22 protein-coding genes are annotated in these 25,487 nt (G+C 64.1%); 13 read left to right on the top strand and 9 right to left on the bottom strand.

Annotation, left to right across the window (positions count from 1 at the left end; all coding sequences use genetic code 11):
- Window positions 1–169 precede the first annotated feature (169 nt).
- Genes trpE through trpD form a run of 4 tightly spaced genes read left to right on the top strand, consistent with a single transcriptional unit; the run spans window position 170 to window position 3,702 of the window.
- Window positions 170–1,612, top strand: coding sequence for an anthranilate synthase component I (gene trpE, locus F561_RS0116260; RefSeq protein WP_019011026.1), 1,443 nt, complete (start codon window positions 170–172; stop codon window positions 1,610–1,612).
- Window positions 1,612–1,998: a four helix bundle protein gene (locus F561_RS0116255; RefSeq protein ID WP_040380998.1), complete on the top strand. Its 387-nt coding sequence runs from the start codon at window positions 1,612–1,614 to the stop codon at window positions 1,996–1,998. The genes trpE and F561_RS0116255 overlap by 1 nt, the downstream gene beginning before the upstream one ends.
- Entirely contained in the window at window positions 1,995–2,639 is a 645-nt protein-coding gene (locus tag F561_RS0116250) for an anthranilate synthase component II (RefSeq protein ID WP_019011024.1), read from the top strand. The genes F561_RS0116255 and F561_RS0116250 overlap by 4 nt, the downstream gene beginning before the upstream one ends.
- A gap of 46 nt (window positions 2,640–2,685) precedes the next feature.
- The gene (gene trpD, locus F561_RS0116245; protein ID WP_019011023.1) at window positions 2,686–3,702 is read left to right on the top strand and encodes an anthranilate phosphoribosyltransferase; all 1,017 of its coding nucleotides are present in this window, start codon (window positions 2,686–2,688) and stop codon (window positions 3,700–3,702) included.
- A gap of 107 nt (window positions 3,703–3,809) precedes the next feature.
- Here trpD and F561_RS0116240 read toward each other — a convergent pair whose 3' ends face one another.
- Together F561_RS0116240 and F561_RS0116235 are read right to left on the bottom strand one after the other, a co-directional pair.
- Complete coding sequence (locus F561_RS0116240; RefSeq protein ID WP_019011022.1) at window positions 3,810–4,316, bottom strand: endonuclease V; 507 nt, start codon at window positions 4,314–4,316, stop codon at window positions 3,810–3,812.
- The gene (locus tag F561_RS0116235; RefSeq protein ID WP_019011021.1) at window positions 4,313–4,774 is read right to left on the bottom strand and encodes an Lrp/AsnC family transcriptional regulator; all 462 of its coding nucleotides are present in this window, start codon (window positions 4,772–4,774) and stop codon (window positions 4,313–4,315) included. Before F561_RS0116235 ends, F561_RS0116240 begins: the two co-directional genes overlap by 4 nt.
- 178 nt (window positions 4,775–4,952) lie before the next feature.
- Here F561_RS0116235 and F561_RS0116225 point away from each other — a divergent pair, with 178 nt between their 5' ends.
- The 4 genes from F561_RS0116225 (at window position 4,953) to F561_RS28965 (ending at window position 9,051) form a co-directional block, all read left to right on the top strand.
- Window positions 4,953–6,377, top strand: coding sequence for a KamA family radical SAM protein (locus F561_RS0116225; protein ID WP_019011019.1), 1,425 nt, complete (start codon window positions 4,953–4,955; stop codon window positions 6,375–6,377).
- A 162-nt stretch (window positions 6,378–6,539) separates the two neighbouring features.
- Window positions 6,540–7,922 carry an acetyl ornithine aminotransferase family protein gene (locus tag F561_RS0116220; protein WP_019011018.1) on the top strand — a complete coding sequence of 461 codons (1,383 nt, stop codon included), beginning with the start codon at window positions 6,540–6,542 and terminating at the stop codon, window positions 7,920–7,922.
- 161 nt (window positions 7,923–8,083) lie between these two features.
- Window positions 8,084–8,599 carry a Panacea domain-containing protein gene (locus tag F561_RS0116215; RefSeq protein WP_019011017.1) on the top strand — a complete coding sequence of 172 codons (516 nt, stop codon included), beginning with the start codon at window positions 8,084–8,086 and terminating at the stop codon, window positions 8,597–8,599.
- A 71-nt stretch (window positions 8,600–8,670) separates the two neighbouring features.
- Window positions 8,671–9,051, top strand: a complete 381-nt coding sequence (locus F561_RS28965; RefSeq protein ID WP_019011016.1) for a hypothetical protein — start codon at window positions 8,671–8,673, stop codon at window positions 9,049–9,051.
- Between the two features lie 42 nt (window positions 9,052–9,093).
- Here the strand turns inward: F561_RS28965 and serA are convergent, their stop codons facing one another.
- Window positions 9,094–10,731: a phosphoglycerate dehydrogenase gene (serA, locus tag F561_RS0116205; RefSeq protein WP_019011015.1), complete on the bottom strand. Its 1,638-nt coding sequence runs from the start codon at window positions 10,729–10,731 to the stop codon at window positions 9,094–9,096.
- Window positions 10,732–11,019: 288 nt separating this feature from the next.
- Between serA and F561_RS0116200 the strand changes: the two genes are divergently transcribed.
- The gene (locus F561_RS0116200) at window positions 11,020–12,270 is read left to right on the top strand and encodes an Nramp family divalent metal transporter (protein ID WP_019011014.1); all 1,251 of its coding nucleotides are present in this window, start codon (window positions 11,020–11,022) and stop codon (window positions 12,268–12,270) included.
- Here the strand turns inward: F561_RS0116200 and aat are convergent.
- The 5 genes from aat to F561_RS25695 all read right to left on the bottom strand — a co-directional run bounded on the left by aat (window position 12,260) and on the right by F561_RS25695 (window position 15,793).
- Window positions 12,260–12,898, bottom strand: a complete 639-nt coding sequence (gene aat, locus F561_RS0116195; RefSeq protein WP_019011013.1) for a leucyl/phenylalanyl-tRNA--protein transferase — start codon at window positions 12,896–12,898, stop codon at window positions 12,260–12,262. The two genes, F561_RS0116200 and aat, sit on opposite strands and share 11 nt — an antisense overlap.
- A gap of 87 nt (window positions 12,899–12,985) precedes the next feature.
- Entirely contained in the window at window positions 12,986–13,417 is a 432-nt protein-coding gene (locus F561_RS0116190; protein WP_019011012.1) for a PaaI family thioesterase, read from the bottom strand.
- Window positions 13,418–13,839: 422 nt separating this feature from the next.
- Window positions 13,840–14,634, bottom strand: coding sequence for a nitroreductase family protein (locus tag F561_RS0116185; protein WP_019011011.1), 795 nt, complete (start codon window positions 14,632–14,634; stop codon window positions 13,840–13,842).
- 63 nt (window positions 14,635–14,697) lie between these two features.
- Window positions 14,698–15,177 (bottom strand): DM13 domain-containing protein, encoded by a 480-nt coding sequence (locus F561_RS27285; protein WP_019011010.1) that lies wholly within the window; start codon window positions 15,175–15,177, stop codon window positions 14,698–14,700.
- 37 nt (window positions 15,178–15,214) lie between these two features.
- Complete coding sequence (locus F561_RS25695; protein ID WP_019011009.1) at window positions 15,215–15,793, bottom strand: YceI family protein; 579 nt, start codon at window positions 15,791–15,793, stop codon at window positions 15,215–15,217.
- A gap of 322 nt (window positions 15,794–16,115) precedes the next feature.
- Between F561_RS25695 and F561_RS0116170 the strand changes: the two genes are divergently transcribed.
- Both F561_RS0116170 and F561_RS27280 read left to right on the top strand, forming a co-directional pair.
- Entirely contained in the window at window positions 16,116–16,715 is a 600-nt protein-coding gene (locus F561_RS0116170; protein ID WP_019011008.1) for an RNA polymerase sigma factor, read from the top strand.
- Complete coding sequence (locus F561_RS27280; protein ID WP_019011007.1) at window positions 16,712–17,932, top strand: zf-HC2 domain-containing protein; 1,221 nt, start codon at window positions 16,712–16,714, stop codon at window positions 17,930–17,932. Before F561_RS0116170 ends, F561_RS27280 begins: the two co-directional genes overlap by 4 nt.
- Window positions 17,933–18,332: 400 nt before the next feature.
- On the opposite strand, the gene F561_RS29540 is transcribed toward F561_RS27280, so the two are convergent.
- Complete coding sequence (locus tag F561_RS29540) at window positions 18,333–22,790, bottom strand: SNF2-related protein (protein ID WP_019011006.1); 4,458 nt, start codon at window positions 22,788–22,790, stop codon at window positions 18,333–18,335.
- A gap of 232 nt (window positions 22,791–23,022) precedes the next feature.
- Here F561_RS29540 and F561_RS25685 point away from each other — a divergent pair, with 232 nt between their 5' ends.
- Window positions 23,023–23,862 carry a hypothetical protein gene (locus F561_RS25685; RefSeq protein WP_019011005.1) on the top strand — a complete coding sequence of 280 codons (840 nt, stop codon included), beginning with the start codon at window positions 23,023–23,025 and terminating at the stop codon, window positions 23,860–23,862.
- 154 nt (window positions 23,863–24,016) lie between these two features.
- The gene (locus F561_RS0116150) at window positions 24,017–25,486 is read left to right on the top strand and encodes an alpha/beta fold hydrolase (protein ID WP_019011004.1); all 1,470 of its coding nucleotides are present in this window, start codon (window positions 24,017–24,019) and stop codon (window positions 25,484–25,486) included.
- The last annotated feature ends 1 nt before the right edge of the window (window position 25,487 follow it).

Raw genomic sequence — 25,487 nt, 5'->3', positions numbered from 1 at the left:
CTACTATGCGGGCATGACCGTAACCGGTGCGTGGTGGTGGCCCAGCTCTGCTTGGGCTTAAGCTGCGCTGTTTTTTGTTTGTCAACCGCAACGCGCCCAAGTGGAGACTGATCCACTGGGCGCGTTTTCTTTTGTGCAATCACCCCCGAGGAGCCACATGACTGCATCTATGACCTCCGCACTTTCACCCCGCTCCGCCCTGAGTGTGGCTGTGCGCGAACTGAACGCCGACCTTGATACACCCGTGACTGCTTATCTGAAGGTGGCGCAGGGCGAGCGCATCAGCTTTTTACTGGAGAGTGTAGAAGCGGGCGAGAAATTGGGCCGCTATTCCTTTATCGGCGTGGGCGAGAGCGGCAGATTCGAGTACCACGCCGGACAGGTCAGGAGTACGGGCGTTTTTGGCGCATTTGAGGGTGAGGAAGCAGACCCGCTGGCCCGCCTGTACCACTCCACCGTGCGGCCTGTGCCGCTGCCCGCCGGACTGCCTGCCCTGATCGGCGGCGCGGTGGGCTACGCCTCATACGACATTATCCGCGCCTACGAACGCCTGCCCGACACCAACCCCGATGAATTGCAGGTGCCCGACGCCCTGTTTATCGCGCCTCGCGGCATGGTGATCTATGACCACCTGCGTCACCGACTGCTGGCGGTGGCTACGGCCGAGGCTCAGGAAGACGCCGAAGCGCAGGCCGACGCCCTCTCGCTGAAACTGCGCGGCCCGCTGCCCACAGAAATTCCCGGCACCGAGCCGACGCAGGCCCCGCAGTTTTCCAGCAACTTTACGCCGCAGGGTTACATGAATGCCGTGGAACAGGCGCTGGAATATATCCGCGCCGGAGACATCTTTCAGGTGGTGCCCTCACAGCGCTTCAGTGCCGACCTGACCGTGCATCCGTTCGCGCTTTACCGGGCGCTGCGCCGCGTGAATCCCAGCCCTTATCTGGGCTATCTGGCGCTTGGAGACGTGACCCTGGTTGCCAGCAGCCCCGAGAGCCTCCTGAGCAGCGACGGCCACACCATCACCACCCGGCCCATCGCGGGCACGCGGGTACGCGGCCAGACGCCCGAGCAGGACGACGCGCTGGCCACCGAACTTCTGGCCGACGAAAAGGAACGCGCCGAACACCTGATGCTGGTGGACCTGGGCCGCAACGACATAGGCCGGGTCAGCGATTACGGCACGGTGCGCGTCCAGAACGCCTTTTCCATCGAAAAATACAGCCATGTCATGCACATCGTGTCTACCGTGACCGGGCAGTTGCGCGGGGATCAAACGCCGCTGAACGCCCTTGCCAGCGTGCTGCCGATGGGCACGGTGTCGGGCGCACCCAAAATCCGGGCCATGCAGATTATCGACGAACTCGAACCCACCCGGCGCGGGCCATATGGCGGCAGCTTCGGCTATATCGCCTTTGACGGCAGCCTCGATATGGCCCTGACTCTGCGAACAATGGTGATCGCGGGCGGCAAGGTGCATATTCAGGCCGGAGCCGGAATTGTGGCCGACAGCGACCCTGCCAGCGAGGAACAGGAAACGCGCAGCAAGGCAGCGGCGCTGATGCGGGCGGTGGAGATGGCGGCAAACGGCCTGTCAGTGGTGAGTGGTTAGTGGTGAGTGGGAACAGCGCGGGTGGGCCAAGCAGTGTCCGTGATCTCCGCATCTGGCAGGAGGGAATGGACATGGTAGAGCAGGTGTACCGCCTGAGTGCCGATTGGCCCAAAGCGGAGATTTACGGCCTGACCTCGCAGGCCCGCCGCGCCGTCGTATCGGTTCCAGCCAATATTGCCGAGGGTGCAGGGCGCGGCTCTATTCCCGAACTGGTGCGCTTTTGCCGCAGTGCGCTGGGATCGGCCTACGAGCTTCATACCCTACTTCATCTGGCGCTTCACCTCGAATACGGCGACCCATCAGCCACGACCACCCTACTGACAGACTTAGACCGCCTCTTCAAACGTTTGAACCGTTTCATCACTTATCAGGAGACCCGACTGTGACTGCCCACCACGATCTACAATCCACGATCCACGATCCTATCAGTGTCCTCCTGATCGACAACTACGATTCTTTTACCTACAACCTCGTGCAGTATTTCGGGGAACTGGGGTGCCAACTGACCGTATGGCGCAACGATGAATTTACGCTGGAGCAGGTGCGGGCGCTGAACCCGGATGCCATCGTGGTTTCGCCGGGGCCGTGTACACCGCTGGAAGCGGGCCGGAGCGTGGAAGTGATCCGGGAACTGGGGCCAAGCGTGCCGATGCTGGGCGTCTGTCTGGGGCATCAGAGCATCGGGGAGGCGTTCGGGGCGCAGGTGGGGCGGGCCATCCTGCCCGTCCACGGTAAAACCAGCCCCGTGCAGCACGACGCTTCCGGCCTGTTCTTGGGCCTGTCCGACGGCGTGACTGTGACCCGTTATCACTCGCTGGTGGTGCGTGACCTGCCGCCCGAACTTGTGGCGACGGCGTGGACGCAAGACCCCGGAGAGCAGATCGTAATGGCGCTGCGGCACCGGGATTATCCTGTGTACGGCGTGCAGTTTCATCCCGAAAGCATTGCCACCGAGGGCGGAATGGCGATGCTGAAAAACTTTCTGGATGTGGTGCGCGAACACAAAGCGGCGCGGGTGGGCGCATGACCCCGGAGTTCATGGGAGCCTGTGCCCCCACTCCATCGGAGTTTTTATGATTCATACCCGCCTGATGAACGGCGAGCAACTGACGCAGGCCGAGGCAGCGGGCTTCATGCGCGAGGTGATGACGGGCGACGTGAGCGGCGTGCGACTGGCGGCGGCGCTGGCGGCCCTGCGCGTGCGGGGCGAAACGCCTGCCGAGATCGCCGGGTTCGCGCAGGCCATGCGTGAAAGTGCCGTGCGCGTGAACGTGACCCCGCGTGAAGTTCTGCTGGATGTGGTGGGCACGGGCGGCGACGGAGCACATACCTTCAATATCAGCACCACCACCGCCTTCGTGGTGGCCGGGGCAGGCGTGCCAGTCGCCAAACACGGCAACCGGGCCGCCAGCAGCCGCGCCGGAAGTGCCGATGTGCTGGAATCTCTGGGCGTGAATCTGGACGCTGGGCCTGACCTGATTGCCGAGGCCGTGAATACGTTGGGCGTGGGCTTCATGTTCGCCCGCAACTATCACCCGGCCCTGCGCCACGCCGCGCCTGTCCGGGCGGATCTGGCGGCCCGCACGGTGTTCAACATTCTGGGGCCGCTGTCCAACCCCGCCGGGGCGACCCATCTGGTGGTGGGCGTCTATAGCCCCACCCTTACCCGACCAATGGCCGAAGTGTTGCGCCTTCTTGGAACAAAGGGCGCAGTGGTCGTCAACGGCAGCGGGCTGGATGAATTCACGGTCAGCGGACCCAATACCCTGACCACGTTGCACGGCGGCGAACTCACCGATTCGGTGCTGCATCCCGAAGAGGTGGGCGTGAATATGCACCCCAAAGAGGCCATCGTGGGCGGCACTCCCGCCGAGAATGCCGAGATCACCCGCGCCCTGCTGACCGGCGGCGGAACCCCGGCCCAGCGCGATATTGTGGCCCTGAATGCGGGGGCGGCCCTGTGCGTGGCTGGACAGGTGGGCAGCATCCGCGAAGGCGTGGCGCAGGCGCGGGCGGTGATGGCAGGCGGGCAGGCGTGGGAACTGTTGCAACGGTACGCGGCGTTTACGCGAAAAGAAGCCTTAGCCTAGAGCCGTTCTAAGAATGGAGCCACCGAAAGTTTCTTTTCTCGGTGGCTCCATTCTCTGTTCTGGCCGCACAAATTCACTCGCTCCTGATAAAACTGTTCCGGGTCAGCCTAAACCGCTTCCCGGCACGCCCGGTCTACCCGCCCCAGCAGCGTGGGCATGCGGTAAGGCCCGGCCATCTGGCGAATGTGCTCTGCTGCGTCCAGCACATCTATTCCAGCGGCGGTGACATACAGGGGATGGCTGGCCGACCCACGCTGCACGGCCTGCGCGTGGGCCGATCCCCGAAAAGCTGTTTTAGCGACTCCGATCACCGGGACAGCCCCGCCCAACGCCTGAAACAGATGCCAGCCCAAGCCGGGGCGTCCTTCCGTGTCCAATGTCACGTAGCCGTCTATGACAATGGCGCCCAGTTGTGGGGCCAAAGGCTCCAGCACCGGCAACAGGCAGGGCAATTCCCGCTTGTAAAACGCACCCGGCTCATAGGGTTCGGTTTGCTGGACGGTGTGCAGCCGGACTTCTATTTCTTCTGCGTCGCTCCAAGCTTTGAAGAGCAACGCAGCGGTGCGGGCGCTGCCATCCTCGCGGTAGTCCACGTCTACGCAGGTCAGGATCACTTCGGCGGCAGCATCAGCTTGCCTTCCAGCGGGGTACTCAGCACGATGGAGGTATCGCAGGTAAAGCCCATCTGAATCAGTTCGCCCAGCATGGTTTCCAGTGCGCCCACATCGGGTACGGCCACCTTCAGGATGCAGGAATTGTCGCCCGTGACCGAGTGGCATTCCAGCACGCTGTCGTTGCGGGTGGCCCAGCGTACCAGTGTCGGGTCGTTGCGCCCGCTGTCCTGCACGCCGATAAAGGCGGTGATGGTGCGTCCCAGCGGCTTTGGAGCCACACGGACGCCGTAGCCGAGGATGATTTCGGCGTCTTCCAGGCGGCGCACACGTTCGGTCACGGCAGGGGCACTGAGGCCCACGCGCCTGCCCAGTTCGCGCATAGATAGGCGGGAATCGGTTTGCAGTTCACCCAGGATGCGGTGGTCAAGAGGGTCGAGCGACCCGCCGGAATGCTTCATAAACCCAGCCTAGCACCCCTTGTTGGCATATGAAAAGTCCAGCATGGCGTTTGAGAGTTTTATATGCAGCTGACCCTGTGTTCCGGGGGGTGTTCGCGCCTTCCAAGTGAGGTGCTGGACGGCAACAATAAAGACCAATCCGATTACGTTGTCTTTCCCCTGATCCCCGGAGGCGTCCATGCCCAGTTCCCATACCCTGCACCCTCAAGCCACCACCCGCAGCCAGATGATGCTGCCCCGCAATCACCGTGCCCCCAAGTGGGCCGACGTGCCCGACGAGCAGTGGTACGACTGGAAATGGCAGCTCAAGAACCGCATCAATACGGTCGCTGAACTGGAAGAAGTGATCCGCCTGACCGATTCCGAGCGCATCGGGGCCAGTGCCGAGGGCATTTTCCGGCTGGACATCACGCCTTACTTTGCCAGCCTGATGGACCCCGAAGACCCCACCTGCCCGGTGCGGCGTCAGGTCATCCCGACCCATCACGAGCTGGAGCCGTTCACGTCGATGATGGAAGACAGTCTGGCCGAGGACAAGCATTCGCCAGTGCCGGGACTGGTACACCGCTACCCCGACCGCGTGCTGATGCTGGTCACGACCCAGTGCGCCAGCTATTGCCGCTACTGCACCCGCAGCCGGATCGTGGGCGACCCCAGCGAAACCTTCAATCCTGCCGAGTACGAGGCGCAACTGAATTATCTGCGGAATACGCCCCAGGTGCGCGACGTGCTGCTGTCGGGCGGCGATCCGCTGACGCTGGCCCCCAAGGTGCTGGGCCGCCTGCTCTCGGAACTCCGCAAGATCGAGCACATCGAAATTATTCGCATCGGCACCCGCGTTCCCGTGTTCATGCCTATGCGCGTGACTCAGGAACTCTGCGACGTGCTGAGCGAAAACCACCCGGTCTGGATGAATATTCATGTCAACCATCCCCGCGAAATCACGCCGGAAGTGGCCGATGCCTGTGACCGCCTCACGCGGGCGGGCGTGCCACTGGGCAACCAGAGCGTGCTGCTGCGTGGCGTGAACGACCACGCGGTGATCATGCAAAAGCTGCTGCGCGAACTCGTCAAAATCCGCGTGCGGCCCTACTACATCTATCAGTGCGACCTCGTGCACGGCGCGGGCCACCTCCGCACCACCGTCAGCAAGGGGCTGGAAATCATGGAAAGCCTGCGCGGGCACACCAGCGGTTATTCCATTCCCACTTATGTGGTTGATGCACCCGGCGGCGGCGGCAAAATTCCGGTGGCCCCCAACTACGTGCTGAGCCACAGCCCCGACAAGCTGATCTTGCGGAACTTTGAAGGCTACATCGCCGCCTACAGCGAGCCGAACGACTACACCGGGCCGGATATGGCCGTACCACCAGAATGGCAGCGCAAGGAACCCGGTCAGAGCGGCATTTACGGCCTGATGGAAGGCGAGCGCATTTCGATTGAACCCAAGGAATTTGCCGAAAGCCGCCACCGCCCCGGCTCCACGCAGCACCGCCTGAACAGCCGCGAAGACAAGTGGGCCGCGCACGGCATCGGCACAGAAGTGAGTGTCACCGACACTGCGCCGGACGGGATGGTTCAGGTGCCAGTGAGCGGGGACTGAACGGGTGGGGCTATTGTTGAGCCTCGAATAGTCGGAGGGTTCAGGGTCTAAGAAAGTCAAATTTCCCTTAGACCCTGGACCTTTGGATGCTCAGACAGACTGCCCCACAGCAGCAGAAACTCACCCGCCCCTAGATCCTCAGACCAACGCAAGGAGTCCCGAATGACCACCATTTCCCAGCCCAAAACGCAGGCCCGCCAGCCCATCCTCAAAACCTCGCTCCCCGGCCCCAAGACCGCCGCCATCATGGAGCGCGACAGCCAGCATCTATCTACGTCCTACATGCGCCCCTACCCCTTCGTGCCCGATCACGGCGAGGGCGTGTGGCTGACCGATGTGGACGGCAACACCATGCTGGATTTCTTTGCGGGCATTGCCGTGAGCACCACCGGGCACGCCCACCCGCATGTGGTGAAGGCCGTGCAGGAGCAGATCACCAGATTTGCCCACGTGTGCCTGACCGACTACCCGCAGGAAATCACGACCAGCCTGGCCGAACGCCTGCTGGCGCACGTAGAGAAACCCGGTGAGAAATGGCGGGCCTTTTTCGGCAACAGCGGCGCGGAAGCAGTGGAGGCTGCCGTCAAGCTGGCCCGCAACCACACCGGGCGCACCCACATTATTTCCACGCTGGGCAGCTTTCACGGGCGTACCTACGGCGCAATTACGCTGACGGGCAGCAAAACCAAGTACAAGCGCGGCTTCGGGCCACTGCTGCCGGGGGTGTCGCATGTGCCCTACCCCAACCCCTTCCGCCCACCGCTGGGCAGCGACGCTCAATTTTGCGGTGACGCCGTGCTGGATCACATCAAGCTGCTGTTTACCACCGTGATTCCTGCCGACGAGGTGGCCGCCATCATCATCGAGCCGATGCAGGGCGAGGGCGGCTACATCATTCCGCCGATGGGATTCCTGAAAAAGCTGCGTGGCCTGTGTGACCAGCACGGCATTCTTCTGATTTTCGACGAGGTGCAGTCGGGCATGGGACGCACCGGGAAGATGTTCAGCTTCCAGCAGTTTGAAGAGTACGGCGGCGTGCAGCCCGACATCATCACCATTGCCAAGGGCATCGCGTCGGGACTGCCCATCAGCGCCATGCTTGCCAAAGAAAGCGTGATGACGTGGCCGGTGGGATCGCACGGCAGCACCTTCGGCGGGAATCCGGTGGCGGCGGCGGCTGCACATGCCACGCTGGACCTGCTGGAAGGCGTGGTCAAGCACCCCGGCTGCGGCGACAGCCTGATGACCAATGCCGCGCAGGTGGGCGAGTACATCCTCTCCGAACTCCGTCAGATGCAGACCGAATTCCCCTTTCTGGGCGATGTGCGCGGCAAGGGACTGTTCATCGGGATGGAATTCGTGAAGCCCGACGGGTCGCCCGACGGCAAATTGCGCGACGCGGCGAGCATGGCAATGTTTGAACGCGGCCTGCTGAATCTGGACTGCGGCGAATCAGTCATTCGCATCAGCCCGCCGCTGACCCTGACGCGGGAAGAGGCCGCAACGGGGCTGGACATTATGCGGGAAGCCTTCAGAGGGCTGTAAAACTGGTTGTAGGACGTGGGATGTGGGTTGTAGGAACAACCAGAAGATGGGGCAGGGCGGGAGGGAAATTCACCTTCTTCCCTGCCCTGTCCGTGTTACGCTGTGGTCAGAACGGCCCCTGCTTCGGCCCCTCGTTCTTGCCCCAAAAAGGAGGACTGCCCATGACTGCCACCCAGACCCAGCTTCCCCCCGCGCCCGCATACGGCGACCCGGCCCGCACCGGATACGCCGCCGAGGTGGTCGCCAATACCTTTCTGGAACTGGCACAGGCTGAGGGCCGCACGCTGACGCAGATGCAGATCAACAAACTGGTGTTTATCGCGCACGGGTGGGCTTTGGCGCTGCTGGGCCGCCCGCTGACCTACAACACCTTTCACGCGTGGCAGCGCGGCCCGGTGGCGCGGCGGTTGTGGGAGTACTGGCGCACGCTGGGGCGGCAACCGATCCGCGATCCCCTGCCCGTCTCTGACGCCGAACCCCGCCTCAAAGAAGACGAGGACGCGCTGAATCTGATTCGGGGCATCTGGGCCACCTACGGACAGAAAAGCGGCGAGGAACTGTCCAACCTCACGCACCTGCAGGGCAGCCCGTGGGCACAGACCTACGGCCTCTCCAACGACCTGATCCCCAACGAGATCACCCGTGAGTATTACGTGGATCTCCTGCGCGGGGCATGACCTCGGAGCCGCCCAGTACCTCAATACCGGGCACCCAGACGCCAGCTTCTACTTCTCTCCCACCTACCCTTGTGCAGACTCTGCAAGGCGGCCTGCACCGCGAAGAACAGCGCACCCAGCAGCAGCGGCAACTGGACTTGGCCCGCCGGACCGAAGAATTCAACCAGTTTCGCGCCCTGTATCGTTGGCGGCTGTGGATCGGCAGCGCGGTGTTTCTGATTGCCGGAACGTGGCTGGTGGCCGATGTGGTGCTGACGCTGGCGGTGGGCTGGGGCACCCTGAACGGCTCACCCTTCCGGCTGGAAAGCAGCGTGGTCATCGCCTTTCTGACAACCAGTACAGCCACCGTGATCGGGCTGTTTCTGGTCTTCCTGCGCTGGCTTTATCCGCAGGGGCCGGAGCGCAGCGCAGAGAGGCCAGAGGAACCAAAAGGGACAAACCAGACGGACTGAAGCCAGCGCAGCACCCGTCCGGCCCGCCACCCCTGGCCCTGCCTACACCCGCACGATGTACGCCGAATCGATCACGTCCAGATCGCGGATCGCCTGCAATTGCTCATGGGTCAGGCCGTCATCCAGCGTGAGGGTAAACAGCGCCTCGCCGCCCTTCTGTGCACGGCCCAGCGCCATTCCGGCGATGTTGACGCCCCAGGTGCCCAACAGGTTGCTGAGCTTGGCGACTGCGCCGGGTTTGTCCTGGTTGCTGGCAATCAGAATAAAGCCCTGTGGTTCGAGTTCGACGCGGTAGTCACGCAGACGTGTGAGGCGGGGACTACGGCCAAAGACGGTGCCGCCCACGGTGCGGGTGCGCTCTTTTTCGGCCCCACCGGAGACAGGCCCGCCACTCAGGACCTTCACGATCACTTCGGTCTGGTAATCGGGGCTGTCGGCCACTTCGCGGATCGCCACGTTCAGGCCGCGTTCTTTGGCAAGGGCGCGGGCGTTGATCATGTTGGGCAATTCGTCGGTGCTGCCACTTAGGTAGCCCACCAACACTGCCGTGACCACCGGGGCCGGATCTGCGGGAAACTCGCCCTGAAAGGTCACTTCGATGTCGTGTGCGCCGGGCAGCAGTTGCGCCAGAATCCGGCCCAGTTTGCCGCCCAGATCGAGGTGGCCGCCCAACAGTTCCAGCGTTTTGGCGTCCAGCGCGGGCGCGTTCACGGCTCCCTTGCTCACGTCGCCCTGCAACGCGGCCAGCACGCGGGCCACGATTTCCGCGCCCACCCGCTCCTGCGCCTCGCGGGTATTGGCCCCAAGGTGGGCGGTGATGCCCAGATTCGGGGCCGACAGGAAGATGTGATCGGCGGTGGGTGGCTCGTCTACGAATACGTCCACGCCCGCGCCGAACAGGTGGCCGGAGTGCAGCGCGTCCACCAGAGCCTGCTCCTCGATGATGCCGCCGCGTGCCGCATTGACCACGATGGAATCAGGGCGCAGCAGGGCCAGTTCGCGTGCCCCGATCATGCCGGTGGTTTCGTCGGTCAGGGGGGTATGCACGGTCAGAAAGTCCACCTGCGGCAACAGTTCGTCCAGCGAGGCGGCCCGCTTCACGCCCAGCCGCTCGAATTTGCTGTCGGGCACGTAGGGATCGAAGGCCACCACGTTCAGGCGCAGGCCCTGTGCCCGGTCTGCCACGATAGAACCGATGCGCCCCAGACCCACGATGCCCAGCGTGCGGTCTTTGAGTTCCAGACCCAGAAATTTGCGGTCCCACACGCCCTGCCGGGTTTTGCTGTCGCTGCGGGTCAGGCCACGGGCGGCGGCCATCAGGTGCATGATTGCCAGTTCTGCGGCGCTGACGTTGTTGCTTTCGGGGGCATTCAGGACCAGCAGCCCGCGCAGGCTGGCGTAATCCAGATCGATGTTGTCCACGCCCACCCCGCCGCGTCCGATGACTTTCAGGCGGGAACCAGCGGCGTCGATCAGCTCGCGGTCTACCTTGGTGCGGCTGCGGGTGATCAGCGCGTCGTATTCGGGCAGGCGGCGCAGGGTTTCCTCGCGGGCCATATTGCCTTCATAGTGAATCTCGAAGCCGTCGTGCACGAGATTTCCGGGGTTCATCTCGTCGCAGATCAACACGCGCAGGGGCGTGGTGGGCACGGCAGGCGTGGTGGGCAGGAGCGCAGTCATAGGGTCAGGGTAAGCGTCTGGGCGACTGTGTGCAGGCAGATGGCTAGGGCAAGCGCACATTTCCCGACATACCGGGTGGCCGGAGCAGCACGGGCAGGGCTTTTTTGGGCACTCGGCAGCCCGCAGAAATCGCTCGATTTCAGACCCGGTCCATGAGCTTTTCATGAATATGAGGGGGGATAGACATTATTTTTAGGCAAGCCTAAACTTGTTTTCATGTCTGTGCCCCCGCCTGCCTCTTCCTCCTCAGTCGCTGCTCCGCCGCCTCCCTCCACTCTGGATAGCCGCATGACCGCACGCGCCACCGAGATTCTGAACAAGCGCGGCAATCGGCGTGGCGTGGCCCGCATCCTGCCCTTTATGGGACCGGCCATCATCGCCTCTATCGCCTATATGGACCCCGGCAACTTTGCCACCAACATTCAGGGCGGGGCGCAGTTTGGTTACGGTCTGCTGTGGGTCATTCTGGTCGCCAACCTGATGGCGATGCTGATTCAGAACCTCAGCGCCAAACTGGGCATTGCCACCGGAAAAAACCTGCCCGAGCTGATCCGCGAACGCTGGCCCCGCCCGCTGGTGTGGCTGTACTGGGTGCAGGCCGAAATCGTGGCGATGGCGACCGATCTGGCCGAATTTCTGGGCGCGGCCCTCGCCATTCACCTGCTGACCGGCCTGCCGATGATCTGGGGCGCGGCTATCACAGGGGTCATCACCTTCTGGCTGCTGACCCTGCAAAACAAGGGCTTCCGCCCGCTGGAAATCGCCATCGGCGGCTTCGTGCTGGTGATCGGGGTGGCGTATCTGGTGCAACTGCTGATCGCTCGCCCCGAACTGTCTGCGCTGGGCGGCTTCGTTCCCAGTTTTCAGGGACAGGCCAGCGTGTATCTGGCGGTGGGGATCATCGGCGCAACCGTCATGCCGCACGTCATTTATCTGCATTCCGCCCTGACTCAGGGCCGCGTCCCCACCGCCAACGACGCCGAGAAGTTGCACCTCTCCAAGCTGAACCGAATAGACGTCTTGGTGGGGCTGGGCTTTGCGGGCCTGATCAACATGAGCATGCTGGCCGTGGCCGCCGCCACCTTTTTCGGCAAAAACATCGAGGACGCTGGGAATCTGGAAACGGCCTACCGCACGCTGACGCCGCTGTTGGGGCCAGCCGCCGCGATTGCTTTTGCGGTGGCCCTGCTTGCCAGCGGCATCAGCAGCAGCGCGGTGGGCACGATGGCAGGTCAGGTCATCATGCAGGGATTTGTCACCTTCAGCATTCCGCTGTGGCTGCGGCGCACCATCACCATGATTCCGGCCTTTGCCGTCATTCTGGCGGGGCTGGACACCACCAGCGTCCTGGTGCTGTCGCAGGTGATCCTGAGCTTCGGCGTGCCGTTCGCGCTGATTCCGCTGCTGCTCTTCGCCGCCAACCGGGGCGTGATGGGCGTACTGGTGAGCCGCCCGATCATCACGGTGCTGGGCTGGAGCTTCGCGGCCATCATCATCGGCCTGAACGGCTATCTGCTGTGGGGCGCGTTTACGGGGTAACGACGTTCATCAGGCTCACGTCCTGAGCCAGAGCCAGCGCCAGCTTACTGCGGTAAGTTTTGGCGCTGATTTCGTGGACGCCCAGTCGGGCCAGATGCGGGTTCTGAATCTGGGCATCGAAGAGGGAAAAGCCCTGCCGGTGCAGGTGCGCTGCCAACTGAATCAGCGCCACCTTGCTGGCATTGGTCACGCGGTGGAATTTGCTTTCGGCAATAAACGCGCCGCCCAGAGCAAGGCCCAGAATGCCGCCCGCCAGCTCGCCGTCCTGCCAGACTTCAAAGGAATGGGCCAGCCCGGTGGCGTGCAGGTGGCTGTACATCTCGGCCAGTTCGTCGCTGATCCATTCGCCGTCGCGGGGGGGCGCACCGGGCAGCCGCCCCCGGCATCCCTGCACCACATCGTCAAAGGCGGTGTCTATTCGCATCTCAAAGCGCTCCAGCTCTCGCCGCAGCCGCCGCGCAATGTGCAGGCCCTCCGCTTCGGTCAGGGGCACCAGCGCCCGCGTGGACACCGTGTACCACTGGAGTCCGTCGCCGTTGTCCATCAGGAACGCGCCGCCCGCATACTCCCGCGCCACTTCACGGGTAAGGGGGTCGGGGTGGCGCAGAAAGGGATCAGCAGTGGGCATGGTAGGGGGTGGGGGTCAAAGAGAGAAAGGAAGTCAAGTTGCCCTGAATCTACCTGATGTTCCCACTGACCACTCACCACTGACCACTTACGGTTTGTAAAGCACGGCCTGCGTACACCGGAACAGCGCCATCACCTTGCCCGTGGGCGCACGCACCTCGGCATCCCAGACCTGGGTGGTGCGTCCGGCATGAACGCTGCGGGCCTCGCAGGTCAGCGTTCCCTCGCGGGCGGTGCCGAGGTGGTTGCTCTTGAGTTCGATGGTGGTGAAGCCCGTGGCCGTGTCGGGCAGCAGCAGGCGCGTGCCGTAGCCGCAGGTCGTATCGGCCAGCGCGATCACGGTGGCGGCATGCAGAAAGCCGTTGGGGGCCAGCAGCTCACGCCTCAGCGTCAGTTCAGAGCGCATCAGGCCCCCTTCTGCGTGCGTAAAGCGGATGCCGATGAGTCCGGGCAACAGGCCTTCCCCCTGCGCGTTCAGGTCTTCCAGAGTGGGCAGGGGTCGGGGAGATGGGGTAGACATGGAGTCAAGGTTAGCGTGACTGGGCGGGAAAAGCTGCCGTGTCCGAGGGTCTAGGGTCGAAGGGTCTAGGGTCTATGGAAGGGCGTAAAGGCAATCGCTTTGCTCGCTTACCCGCTCTGGTAGCGCAGCTCTACGGGTCCCAACCTCCCCCCTCAAGGGTGAGAAGCCAAAGCTCACGACACTGCCACCCCACACCGTTCCCGCCCTCATCCGTGTGAGGCCGTCGTCCGCGCAGCGGGCGGGCCAATTCCAACGTTAAGACGACGGGCAGTTCCGCTTCAAGTGAGCAAGAAAGCCGAGTCTGAACACGACAAGGTCAATCCTGCCGAGCGCAGCGCTTCGCTCCCCTGACCCCTTTGGGGGCGGGGGCTGGGGGGTGGGGGAATCCAACGTGGTACAAGCCCCAGAAGCTCCAATCCACCCTAATGCCTAGGCCCAGACGACTCCTCGCCCGCCCACATGCCCTGCCGTTTTAGGGCCGCCCGCAGGCCCGGTTCACGTCCTTCCATGCCGCCGCCCGCGCCAAAGTAGGAGCGCAGCAGCCGCAGCCAGTCTCCGGGCTTGCCTCCACGGGCAGCGATGGGATTCATGGTTTCTATGCCTGCATGCAGTTCTTCGGGGGAAGCAGGGCGGTAGGCGTCGGTATGAATGACCAGTTCGCGGGCAAGGCGCGGGCGGTGCGGGGCTTCTTCGGCGGGAGTACCGATGGTCAGGGCAGCAAAGGGCAGCACTCCGGCGGGCAGCTCCAGCACGTCCAGCAGGCCGTCCAGTCCGTTCATCACGCCGCCGATCCAGCAGCCCTGATAGCCCAAGAGTTCGGCGGCCAGCAGCAGATTTTGCCCCGCCAGCACCGCGTCGCCAATGCCGAAATGCACAGCGATGGCAGGAAATTCTCCCCCGGCATGCCCGCCCACTTCCAGCAGACGCGACACCCGGTGAACGTCGGCGCACACCACGAACGCCTCAGACGCGGTGGCGATGTGCGCGTTGGTGGTCAGCTCGGCCACAGCCTGCCGCGCCGCCGGATCGACCAGCCGGATCAGCGAATACAGTTGCGCGGTGGCGTCGGTGGGGGCACGCTGCGCCGCGTGCAAGATCACGTCCAGATGGTCGGCGGGCAGCGGCAACGGCGAGCCGTCGGGCTGCGTGCGGTACTGCCGGACGGTACGGTGGGCATCAAAAAAAGCGCGGACTTCTTCGGGAGTGCGGGGAAGCATGGCCGGAGTCTAGAGAACTGGGGGGGAGATGATGTCATGCTCTACACCCCACCACCCATACCCTTACTTCAGATTGGCAATCGCAAACCCCGTTGCCGCCTGATCGCACCAGATGACCACGCTGGTGTACCGGGCAAGATCTTGGCTGGCAATCTGATAGCTGAAGTTTCCGCTGAATTTCTTCAGTTCACCCACTTGCAGGTACTTGCCCGCCACTTTGGGATTGGCACCCGCGCTGGTCAGATTGCCCGCAAAGAGGAGCACTTTCAGGTCCGGGCCGGGTTCGGTCTTCAGGCCCGTGAGGGTCAGCGTGTAGCCGGTGGCGGTTTTGGTCAGTGCGGCTTTGCCCTGCGTGGGCGCTTCCAGGGCGCGGAAATTGCCCTGCCGGACGGCCTTCATGCTGCCGGTCATGGGCGCTGCATCTTTCATGGGAATGCTGTCAGTCATGGGCATGGTATCGGTCATGGTGGTCTGGGCCACAGCGAAGCTCAGGGTAAGGGTCAGGGCGGCGGTGAGGGTACGGGCAAAACGAATCTGGGTCATGGTGGTTCTCCTGTGGAAACGAGAGGGCGAGAAGGAACTAACGGGCGGTGACAGCGAACATCAGCCGAACATCGGTGTTTTTGTCGGCTCCACGAATAGAAATGCCGTAGTCTTTGAGGGGAATATCGAACTGGGTGGCAATGTTGATGCGTCCCGAGGCTTCCCGCCGCAGCGTGACGGGGGCAGTCAGTGGGCGCGTGACCCCGGCCAGCGAAAAGCTGCCGCTGACCTGCCCGCTGACCTCCTGACCCACCGGAAGCGCGGTCACGCCGCTGAGCTTGCCCACCCGGAAGGTGGCAACGGGAAACTGCCCCGCCTTGAGGTAATTGCGGGCGTGTTCATCGCGCAGGCCAATGCCGGTCATCAGCGTCTTCAGGGGCACCTGCACCGTTCCGGTCACGTCCTGGGGCCGCAGTGGGTCAAGCTTCAGGCTGGCGGTGACCTGCTGCACCCGCCCCGGCACCGGAATCAGAGTGACCCGGAAATTGAATTGCACCTGAGGCATGGCGGCGGTCACGGCGGCGTAGGGCTGGGCCGTCTGCGCTGCGGCAATGGAGCCGAAAGCAAGGGTGAGGGTCAGCACAGCGCCGTAAGCTGTGCCCAGTGGGGGCTTCATGGTTGTTCTCCTTTGGGGGTGGATGTCCTTCTGAAAGCTTGTACGCCGGGGTGAGGCAAAAGGTTCAAGGGCCGTGTCGCGACATATCGGGCGAACTGTTCTGGCTGCTGACCTATACGCCGGGGTTGGGGGAAAGGTTCAAGTCCTGTTCAAATGGATGCCGTAGCGCCAGTTCTGCGCGACCCGCCTTGACCCAAGTGAACTTTTGCGGTGCGGCAGGCGTACAGGTCAGCATGAGGACAGGACGTGGGCGGCAATGTTGAGTTTGTACGGCGGGAGGGGCAGACATCCGGCAGCGTCCCATTCCGTTAATGTGTCAGCGATGCGCCCCAGCGAGCAGGTTGCCAGCCCTCAGCCCCTGCCGGACGAACCGGACGCGGCGCTGTTGGCCCGCTTCGGCCTGCGCGACGAGGCGGCGTTGGCGGCCCTGTATGACCGCCACAGCCGCGCCGCTTATGGGGTAGCGGTCTACATTCTCAAAGACACGGCACAGGCCCAGGACACCGTGCATGACGCCTTCCTCAAGGTCTGGGAAAGGCCCGAGCTGTTCGATCCGGCGCGGGCCTCGTTTTCTACCTTTTTTCTGACGGTGGTGCGCCACGCGGCCATTTCCAAGCTGCGCGGCGTGCGCTTTTCTTTGCCGCTGGACGACCCCGAAGGGCTGCCGCTTCCCTTTCCCGATGAACGCGTGGACCTGCAGGCCGGGGCCGAGGAACGCGCCCGCGCCGAGCAGATCAGGGCGGCGCTGCATACCCTGAAACCCGTGCAGCGCGAAACTGTGGAGCGAGCCTTTTTTCTGGGAGAAACGCGGGAAGACATCGCGGAGGCCATGTCAGTGCCGGTGGGAACGGTCAAAAGCCGCCTGAAATACGCGCTGGACCGCCTGCGTGGGCTGCTGGGCGAGGAGGAAAACAGCCTATGACCGGGCCAGATATCAACCAGCCAAGCTGTGAAGCCTGCCGCGAAGACCTGAGCGCCGTGCTGCTGGGCCTCGCCTCTGCCGCCGAAACCGAACAGGTGCGGGCGCATCTGCAAACGTGCGCCGACTGCCAGCGTGAGGCCGCCGAACTGCGCCGGGTGCTGAACGGGCTGGAACACGCACCGCCCGAGATCGCGCCGCCCGCCGAACTGCGTGCCCGTGTGCTGAACAGCGCCCGTCAGCAAAGAAGCTCCAGTGATCTTCTTTCCAGCCAGATTCCCTCCCGCAAGCGCCGCCCTGTGGCCCTCTGGCTGCCCGCCAGTCTGGGCTTGGCCGCTGCTGTGGCTGCCCTGCTGCTGTGGCCCCAGCCTGCGCCTGTGCGGGCCGATGTGGTGGTCAGTGCCGGAGACAGCGTGGTCTTTGCCAGCAGCCACAGCCCCAGCGCCCCGCTGGTGATCCGCTCCGCCGGGGGCCAGTTGCGCCGGGTCAGCCTGACCACCGCCCAGCCCGCGTGGTTTACCGAAGCCGTGTACGCGCAGGGCCGCGCCTATCTGCTGGACGCCGCCAACAATCAACTGGTCGTGTTGAACGTGGCACAGGGCCAGATAGAGCGCCGCCTTCCCACACCGGGAGGCGCGGCTGGGCTGGCCGTGGAAGAGGGCCGCGTATTCGTGAAAACAGCGTCCAGCGGGGAATTATTGGTGTTTGGCAGAGGTGACGCGGCCACCACACGGCGCAGCCTCGCCAGAGCCGCCCCCATGCCCGAAGCCGATTATATGGACGCCGTGCTGCACGCCGGAAACCGCCTGCTTGCCACCAGCCACACCACCGGGCAGGTCTTTGCTCTCTCTGCCGATGGCGGGCAACTGCTGGACACCTACGCGGTGGGCGGCGCACCTGTGGGTCTGGAGGAATGGTCGGGCGGCGTGCTGGTGCTGGATGTTCAGGGCCGCCTGCTGGAACTGACCGAAGACGGACAGATCGGGCGAACCCTGAGCGTTGGCGGCCACCCCGACAAATTCAGCGTGATGAACGGCAGGGCCTACCTGACAGATCGGGGCGGCACGGTCAGCGTGGTAGACCTCAGCAGCTTCCGCGTGACCCAGCAGCGCACCTTCGGAACCCCGATGGATATTGCCGCCCTGCCGGATGGACACCTGGCCCTGGCCGACGCCACACGCGGCCTCCTGATGCTGATGCCCGACCTGAGCGACGTGTAGGCGAGGCTAGCAAACTCCTGAATACCTTGAGTTGCTGGGCAACGCCAACAGCCCAGTTTCCCAGATGCCAGACCAAAAAATCGCCGCCCAAGTCCGTGTGAGGCCGTCGTGCGTGAAACGCGCGGGCCAATTCCAGCCCAGAATGAACTGGCAATTCAGCTTTAAAAGAACGATCTAGCCGAACCAAAAAACGACAAGATCACTCCTGCCGAGCGCAGCGAACACTCCCCTGACCCCTGTGGGGGCGGGGGCTGGGGGGTGGGGGTCAACCGTGGGATAAACCCAAAGACCTCTCTATTGATTCTTGTGGAGGTGAGCAGCACTTTGAAGGCTGCGCCATAGAACCCCCCCCGTTGCTGACGCAACGCTCTCCCTTAAGAGGAGGGATCAATACCCCCCCCTACTCCTCCTCTTCCCCATCCTCCAGCGGGGCAAACAGGCGGTCTAAATCCTGCGTGGTGAGCTGCGTGGCGTCGCTGAGGCCACCATCCAGAATGCCGCGTGCCAGCGCCGCTTTGCGTGCCTGCAAATCCAGAATCCTTTCCTCGACGCTGCCCGCCGCGATCAGCTTGTACACGAACACGGGCTTGTCTTGCCCAATTCGGTAGGCCCGGTCGGTGGCCTGATCCTCGGCGGCAGGGTTCCACCACGGGTCGTAATGGATGACCGTATCGGCGGCAGTGAGGTTCAGGCCCACGCCTCCCGCCTTGAGCGTGATCAGGAAGACGTGCGTTTGGCCGGACTGGAAGGCGTCGATCTGCTCCTGACGCTTCTGGGTCTGCCCGGTGATCTTGGAATACGGAATATTGCGGGCCTTGAGGGTGTCTTCGAGGTGACCCAGCAGGGTGGCAAACCCGCTGAAGATCAGCACGCGGCGGCCCTCTTCGATCATCTGGGGCAGGTTGGATTCCAGCCAGTCCAGCTTGGCATTGCCCTTCACCTTGCGGGCGGCGTCCAGCTTCACGAGGCGCGGGTCAGTGACGGCCTGCCGCAGCTTCAGCAGCGCGTCCAGAATGGCGATGGTGGAACGGGCCAGCCCCCGCGCCTGCAATTCTTCACGTACCCGGCTTTCCATCGTGACCCGCACGGTTTCGTACAGGTCGCGCTGATCGCCGTCCAGCGTGACGCGCACGGGGATTTCGGTTTTGGGCGGCAACTCGCGGGCCACATCCCGCTTTTCGCGGCGCAGGATAAAGGGGCGAACGCGGGCCGCCAGCGCAGCGCGGCGGTGTGGGTCACCCTTCTTTTCGATGGGAGTGCGGTACAGCTCGCGGAAGGTGCGCTCATCGTGCAGCAGCCCCGGCGACAGAAAGTTAAACTGCGACCACAGCTCGCCCAGATGGTTTTCCAGCGGGGTTCCGGTCAGGCACAGGCGGTGGCGGGCGTCCAGACTTCCGGCAGCTTTGGCCGCCGCCGTCTTGCTGTTTTTGATGTTCTGGGCCTCGTCCAGAATCAACAGGTGAAAGGCGTGCGAATTCAGAAGCTCCACGTCGCGGGGCAGCAGCGGGTAGGTGGTCAGGATCAGGTCGGCGTCGGGAATACGGCCAAATTCGCTGCGGCGGTCTTTGCCGTGCAGGGTCAGCACGCGCAGACTGGGCGCAAAGCGGGCGGCCTCGGCCTGCCAGTTCCCGATGACGCTGGTGGGGGCCACCACCATGCTGGGGCGGTCTGCGCGGCCCGAAGCCTTCTCGGTCAGGAGGTGAGCGAGGGTTTGAACGGTGTTATGGGTCACGATGTATTGCTCGGTGACATACAGGTGATCCGGGGCTGCCACCGCGATGCACTGCGCTTCCTTGTGACCCACAAGTTCGATACTCTTGATGCCACGACTCGGCGGATACTTGGTTGGGCGGCGATAATTCTTCAACTTTTCCGGCAGCCGGAAGGGGTCAAGCTGGGGCGGCAATTTCAGCGTCACCCGCCAAGCCGTACCTGTGCGGCGTTCTCCCAAATAGGTGTGAGCAGTGGACTTTTGCCGAATGCGGGCCGTACCGCCCAGCGACTGCACCAATTCCACCACGCCCCCCGCCAACGCCTCCGAGACGCTGACATATTCCACCACGACTCCAGCATGTCCATCGGTATCCAGCAGCCCTTGCAGTAAGGCCAGACGCTGTTCGGCACTGCCCAGCAGGTAATCGGGCGGAATGAATTTATGGTGCCCGGTAGACCCGTGAAGGCCCAGAGATTTGAGTGAGTCCTTGAGCGGGTTGGGCGTCCACCGTCCCGCCGTGACCAAGCGGTAGGTGCTGACTTTCTGGGTCAGGCGGGAGGCATGTTGGGCATACACAGGCTCCGGGAGGGCCAAAGCTCCCACCAACTCATCTTCACTGGTGATCCCGATGCCGTGGGTCATATTCCCGTCGCCCAGCAAGGCTCCCAGTGTATAAGGGTCGATGGGCAGGGCACGCGGCGCAAATTGCACCGGGGCCACCATCGGCAGGTAATGTTTTAAGTTTCCGGCAGCGTCGGTCAGGTCGGCCCTGATCTGATCGGTGGTCAGGACGCGCTCTGCTGTACCGCGCCGTTTTCTGACCGGGGTATTCACCGCCCAGAGGTGATCGGTGTCTACTTCCACGCTGGCTCCATCGGTCAGGGTCACGCGGTAGATCGGGCGCACGCCCTGCGGATACACGCCCACAATCTGGGTGGGCAATCCATCCCGGCCCACCACGTAATCTCCGACCTGCAATTGGCCCATTTTGCGCCAACCCAGCGGCGTCAGCACGTCGGCGTCCAGCGGTTGCGCTTTGCCCAGCCCCATGTCGTCGGCCAGAATGCCGCCCAGCTCGTATTCGCGCAGGAATTGCAGCCACGCCAGCCCCTGCAACTGGTAGGGCCGCAACTCGGCATTCAGGCCAGCGGGCGGCTCTACAGGCTGAATCCCGCCAAAGTCCCGCAGCTTGCGCCCCAGCTCCAGCAGGCGTTCTGCCCCCACCCAGCGGGCCTGTAGCGCCCCCTCCAGTTGGGCAAGACGGGCGGCGTCCAGCAGCGGCAACCGCAGCGGGCCATCGGGAATGTCGCGCAGGTTCAGTTCCACCAGCACACTGAGGATGGCCCGCACCCGTCCGGCAGGCAGCGCCACGCGGCGACCATCGCCCAGCGCGGCGTAGATGGTTTCGTCGTCCTTCAGGGCGTTGAGGGCCTCGACTGTAAAGAGGTCGGGTTGGCGGGCAATCAAGTCGGCCAGTACGGGAATCAGGCTCACGCGCTCGCCGTCCACGACAATGCCCAGGTCCAGCGTAAACCAGCCGTTGCCGCCGCCCTCTTCCGTTTCACCGTACCAATCGCTGATTTCGGCCACTGCCAGCGGAAAATCAGGGTGAACATGGATGGTAAAGCCCCGCGCTTCCAGATCGGTGCGGCCTTCCCGCATAAATTCCAGCCAAGATTCATCGTCGCCCAGCGTCAGCAGGTCGCGCAGCTCTCTGGGTACGGCATATTCTTCGCCGTATACGTCCTGCATGGTGGCAAAACCCGCGCGGGACAGGGCGCGGGTGGCCTGCTTCTCGGCGGTGGGATCGCGGGGCACGCGGGTCAGGATGCCGTCGCGGTACACGGTGGGTACAGGAAGAGTAGACACGTCGCGGGCAGTTTCCCGGCCACGCACCACGGGCGGCGCGGCCACCTCCTGCGGGATCGGCAGGCCGCCGTAAGCGGGGCGCAGCTCGGCCAGCGGGAAGGTTTCGGTACGCATCACCATCGTCCAGCGTTCGTAGGTGGGAATGGTCACGGTGCGGCCCATCAGGTGCAGTTGAGGCGTAAAAGGCAGGCGTTCTTCGCGCACCTGCACGGTTTGCGGCACAGGCAGGGGCGCACCCGCCGCCGTGATGGCGTGGGCCAGCGCCGCTGCCTGTGCAGGCGACACGGTGGGGCCAGCCAGAAAGCGGGCCACCTGTTCGGGCGGGGTGTGGGTGGTCACGCGCACCAGTTCCGACTCTGTGGGGCGCACCAGCCAGGGACGGGGCAGAGGCAGCACCACGCCGCCCGCCACGCCTTCCACCGTCAGGGTCGGAAACTGCATGCCGCGTTCGTCGGTGGCCCAGCCGGGCATGCCCTGTACCGCTTCGCCCCGGTGCAGCACGGCGTCGGCGGTTTCCCAGCACAGACGGCCCGAATCCAGCATCAGTTCGACCAGCAGGTCGGTGGCCGGATGGTCGCCCAGTGCGTGCAGGGTTTCGTCCCAGCGGCCCGGCAGGTGGGCGGCGGTGGCAGCCACTTCCAGCAGGCGCAGCAGGTCGGCGTCGCGGCGGGCAAAGGCTGGAGCCGCCGACAGATTACGCGGCAGGCTGTAATGCTCGGCAGACCGCACCTCGGCCACGTCGCCGCGCACCGGCACGCGCATGACGCCCACCGCCACGCGCCGAATACTGCCGGGACCACCCTGAGAGGTCACGGGCATGATCCGCAGCACGTAGCGCAACTCGTATTGCCGCCCCCGCCCACCCGATTTCTTCTCATCGAAACTGGCAAGCCACTGCTGGGCGCGGGCATCCAGACTTTCTACAGGTGGAAGGCTGGCTGGCCCCCCCTCGCCTGTGCCCGCAGCCGCTCCCGTTCCAGACCTCAGAGCCGGGCGCGGCAGATCAGGCGGATCGGCAGACAGCACCAGCGCCGCCACATGACGGCAGCGGTAGCGCCCACAGGTACACGACGTGGAGCGCAGCACCGGGTCGGGCGGCGGCGTCAGTTCGGCCATCGCCTGAAAGTCGGTGCCGCCGTCACGGACGGTCGCGGTGGCCTTCCAGCCCGCATCTGTCCACTCCCGCACCACGTCCGACACGGCTTCTTGCCGCAGCGCGAGAGCCTGCGCCGCCGTATCCAACCCAAACCCCGGCGGCAGACGACTGAGCTTCACGAAGATTCCCTGACCAGCGGGCGTCGGTCTACACGGCAAGCAGCAAGAACAAACACATCCTGAAGTCTAGCGCATGCCGGGATAGCAACTGCTTATCTTGCTTCCTTTTGGGGAAAGGAGGCCCCGACTGACCAAGGTCTTTGGGATTCATGGCCCATCTCTCAAGGTCCCCGGCCCAGCTTCGTAAGCCAGGCGGCAACTTTTCAGACACTGGGCGCGTACTTTAGAACATATGCCGGACTTGAACGCTGCCACCATTTTCACTGTTGCCCGCACCGGCTCCCGTGTGGTGCGGTATCTGATTCGTCCTGCACAGCGTTTACCCACCGCATCAGGTCTGATGATGACGGGTGGGCGCGATCCCTGGTTGCCTGCGCCCGCTGGTTCTGCTGCCGAGACGGTCAGCCGCGCCCGCCGCGCCGGAAGCCTGGTACGGCGCATGCTGGGGCTGCTGGCGCTGATCGTGTTGGGCCTGCTGGGGGCGTTGCTGGTGGGGCCACTGCTGTTCCTGCTGGGCGTCGGTACGGCGTCGGGTAGCGATGTGGCCGGGATTTTGCTGGCCTTCACGCTGGCGGCGGCGGCCTTCGGGGTGTACTGGACGGCCCGCCGCGCCCGTCAGATTTTACGTGTTCCAGAGGAGGCCGCCCTGCCCGTGACGCTCGATCTGGCCGGAGCCGCCGCCCACGACGAGGCCGCGCTGCTGGCAACCCTGCGCCTGCATGAGCGCACGCTGCCCGCCCCCGCCCGCGCCGCACTGCACGCCACCGCCATCGCCACCCGCGACGCCCTGCGCGTCACCGCCCACGATCAGGCGTTGGGCCGCGATACCTACGACGCCCAGCAGGCTGCACGCCGCGACCTGCCCGACCTCCTGAGCGTTTACCGCGCCGCGCCGCCCACCGCTGCCGCCGATCTGGAACTGCTGATGCAACTCGGGCACATCGAGCGACGAATGCGGGCCGTGAGTACCGAGCGGGCAGGACAGGGCCAGCGCAAACTGGAAGCCCACGGGCGCTACCTGAAAGACAAATACAGCCTCAGCGAAGAAACTCTGCCGAAGCGCGAAAACTGAGGGGTGAGAGCCAGCTTCAGGCTTGATCTAGGCAAGATGTCAGTGGAGGTACGGTCAACCTGACCCCGTAGCCTCACGATGAAGTGTGATGTTTTTCTCAGGGCGTACCAATTCAAAACCTAAGCTGGGTTCAAAATCCAGTCTGCTCCCCAAATTGGGTCTCGCCGCCTGCCTGATCTGCGCCGGGTCGGCTGCGGCACAGGCTCAGGCCTCCGTCTCCCCTACCGAGGCCGCGCTGGACGCCGTTCGTGCCGTACGGATCGTGCGTCCCGGTGAGGTGGTGCCGGGCACACCCGCCGACCTGAATGCCAGCATCACCGTGCGCTACGGGTTGGCGAAACCGAATGCCGTGCTGCTGCTGATGCCGGGATTCCTGGGTGGTGCGGGAAGTTTTGACCGTCTGGCACGGCAAATCGTGGCTCTTGATCCGGGGATGGCCGTCTGGGCCGTAGACCGCCGCTCCAATCTGCTGGAATCCGGCGCGGCCATCGCGGCGGCCGACCCTGCCGAACTGGTGCGCATCGTGCAGCAGGGCATTCCCGCACGTCCAGCCTCCAGCGTCACCTTTATGAAAGACTGGGGGCTGGATACCACCCTGCGCGACTGGCGCGAGGCAGTGCGCGAGGCCCGCACGCTGACGCCGAACGTTTTCATCGGCGGGCATTCGCTGGGCGGCACCCTCACGGGGCTGTATGCCGGGTACGATTTCGGCAATACCCCCTTCGGCGCGGCTCCGACACCCGACGATCAGATCGGATTCAAGGACGTGCGCGGCCTGATCATGCTGGACGGCGCACCGGGCAACACCACCTCCGACCCGATTTCCTGGAACCAGTATCAGAACGGCGGCGTGGGGCGACTGGGCTACGTACCGGGAATCAACCGACTGGACGAGATTCCTTACGTCAACAGCGTGATTTTCAATCCGACCTATGCCAGCCGCGCCGTGGCTCAGGCCCGCCTGGCAGCCACCGATCCCGGTGCTCTGGCTCCGGCAGGGGGCCTGGTTTCCTACGCCGCCACGAATCTTGCGGCGGGCCTCTCGCAACTGGAGCGGCAATATGCACTGCTGCCCTTCCTGACGCTCAGAACGGGGCAGGCCACCAACGCAGCCGTCATTTCCAACCCGCTGCCGCGCCTGCTGGGAGCCGCCGAAAACAGCCAATTCGTGCTTGGGCCAGCCGACCGCAGCCGCCCGGTGGGATGGCAGACCGACGCCGATGCCATGACCGATCCGCTGGATTTCGTGAGGCGTTTTTCGAATCCGGTCAGCGATTACGCCGAGTGGTACTTTCCCATGCGCCTGAGCGTGGATGTGGGCGCGGCACAGCTGGACACGGTGGGCACGCCCTTTGCGGCCACCCTGCGCGTCTGGCACACCCGCGCCGTGTCCACACCGATTCTGGGTATCGCCGCCCAGAACGGCATCACCACCGAAAACGACTATCGCCGCTACGCCGCTTTTACCCGCGCCACCGTGACCACACATACGCTGCCGGGGGCCAGCCATCTGGACATCACGGTGGCTAAAAGCGATCAGGTGGCCCGCTGGACGCTGGACTGGATGCGCGGAATCACGGGGCCAGCCACAGCCGCGCAACCCACACCGCCTCCGACTCTCTGAC

Origin of the sequence: Deinococcus aquatilis DSM 23025, from assembly GCF_000378445.1 — a bacterium.
In the GTDB taxonomy this organism is placed as follows: Bacteria; Deinococcota; Deinococci; order Deinococcales; family Deinococcaceae; genus Deinococcus; species Deinococcus aquatilis.
This window is presented reverse-complemented; position numbering and strand designations above follow the sequence as displayed.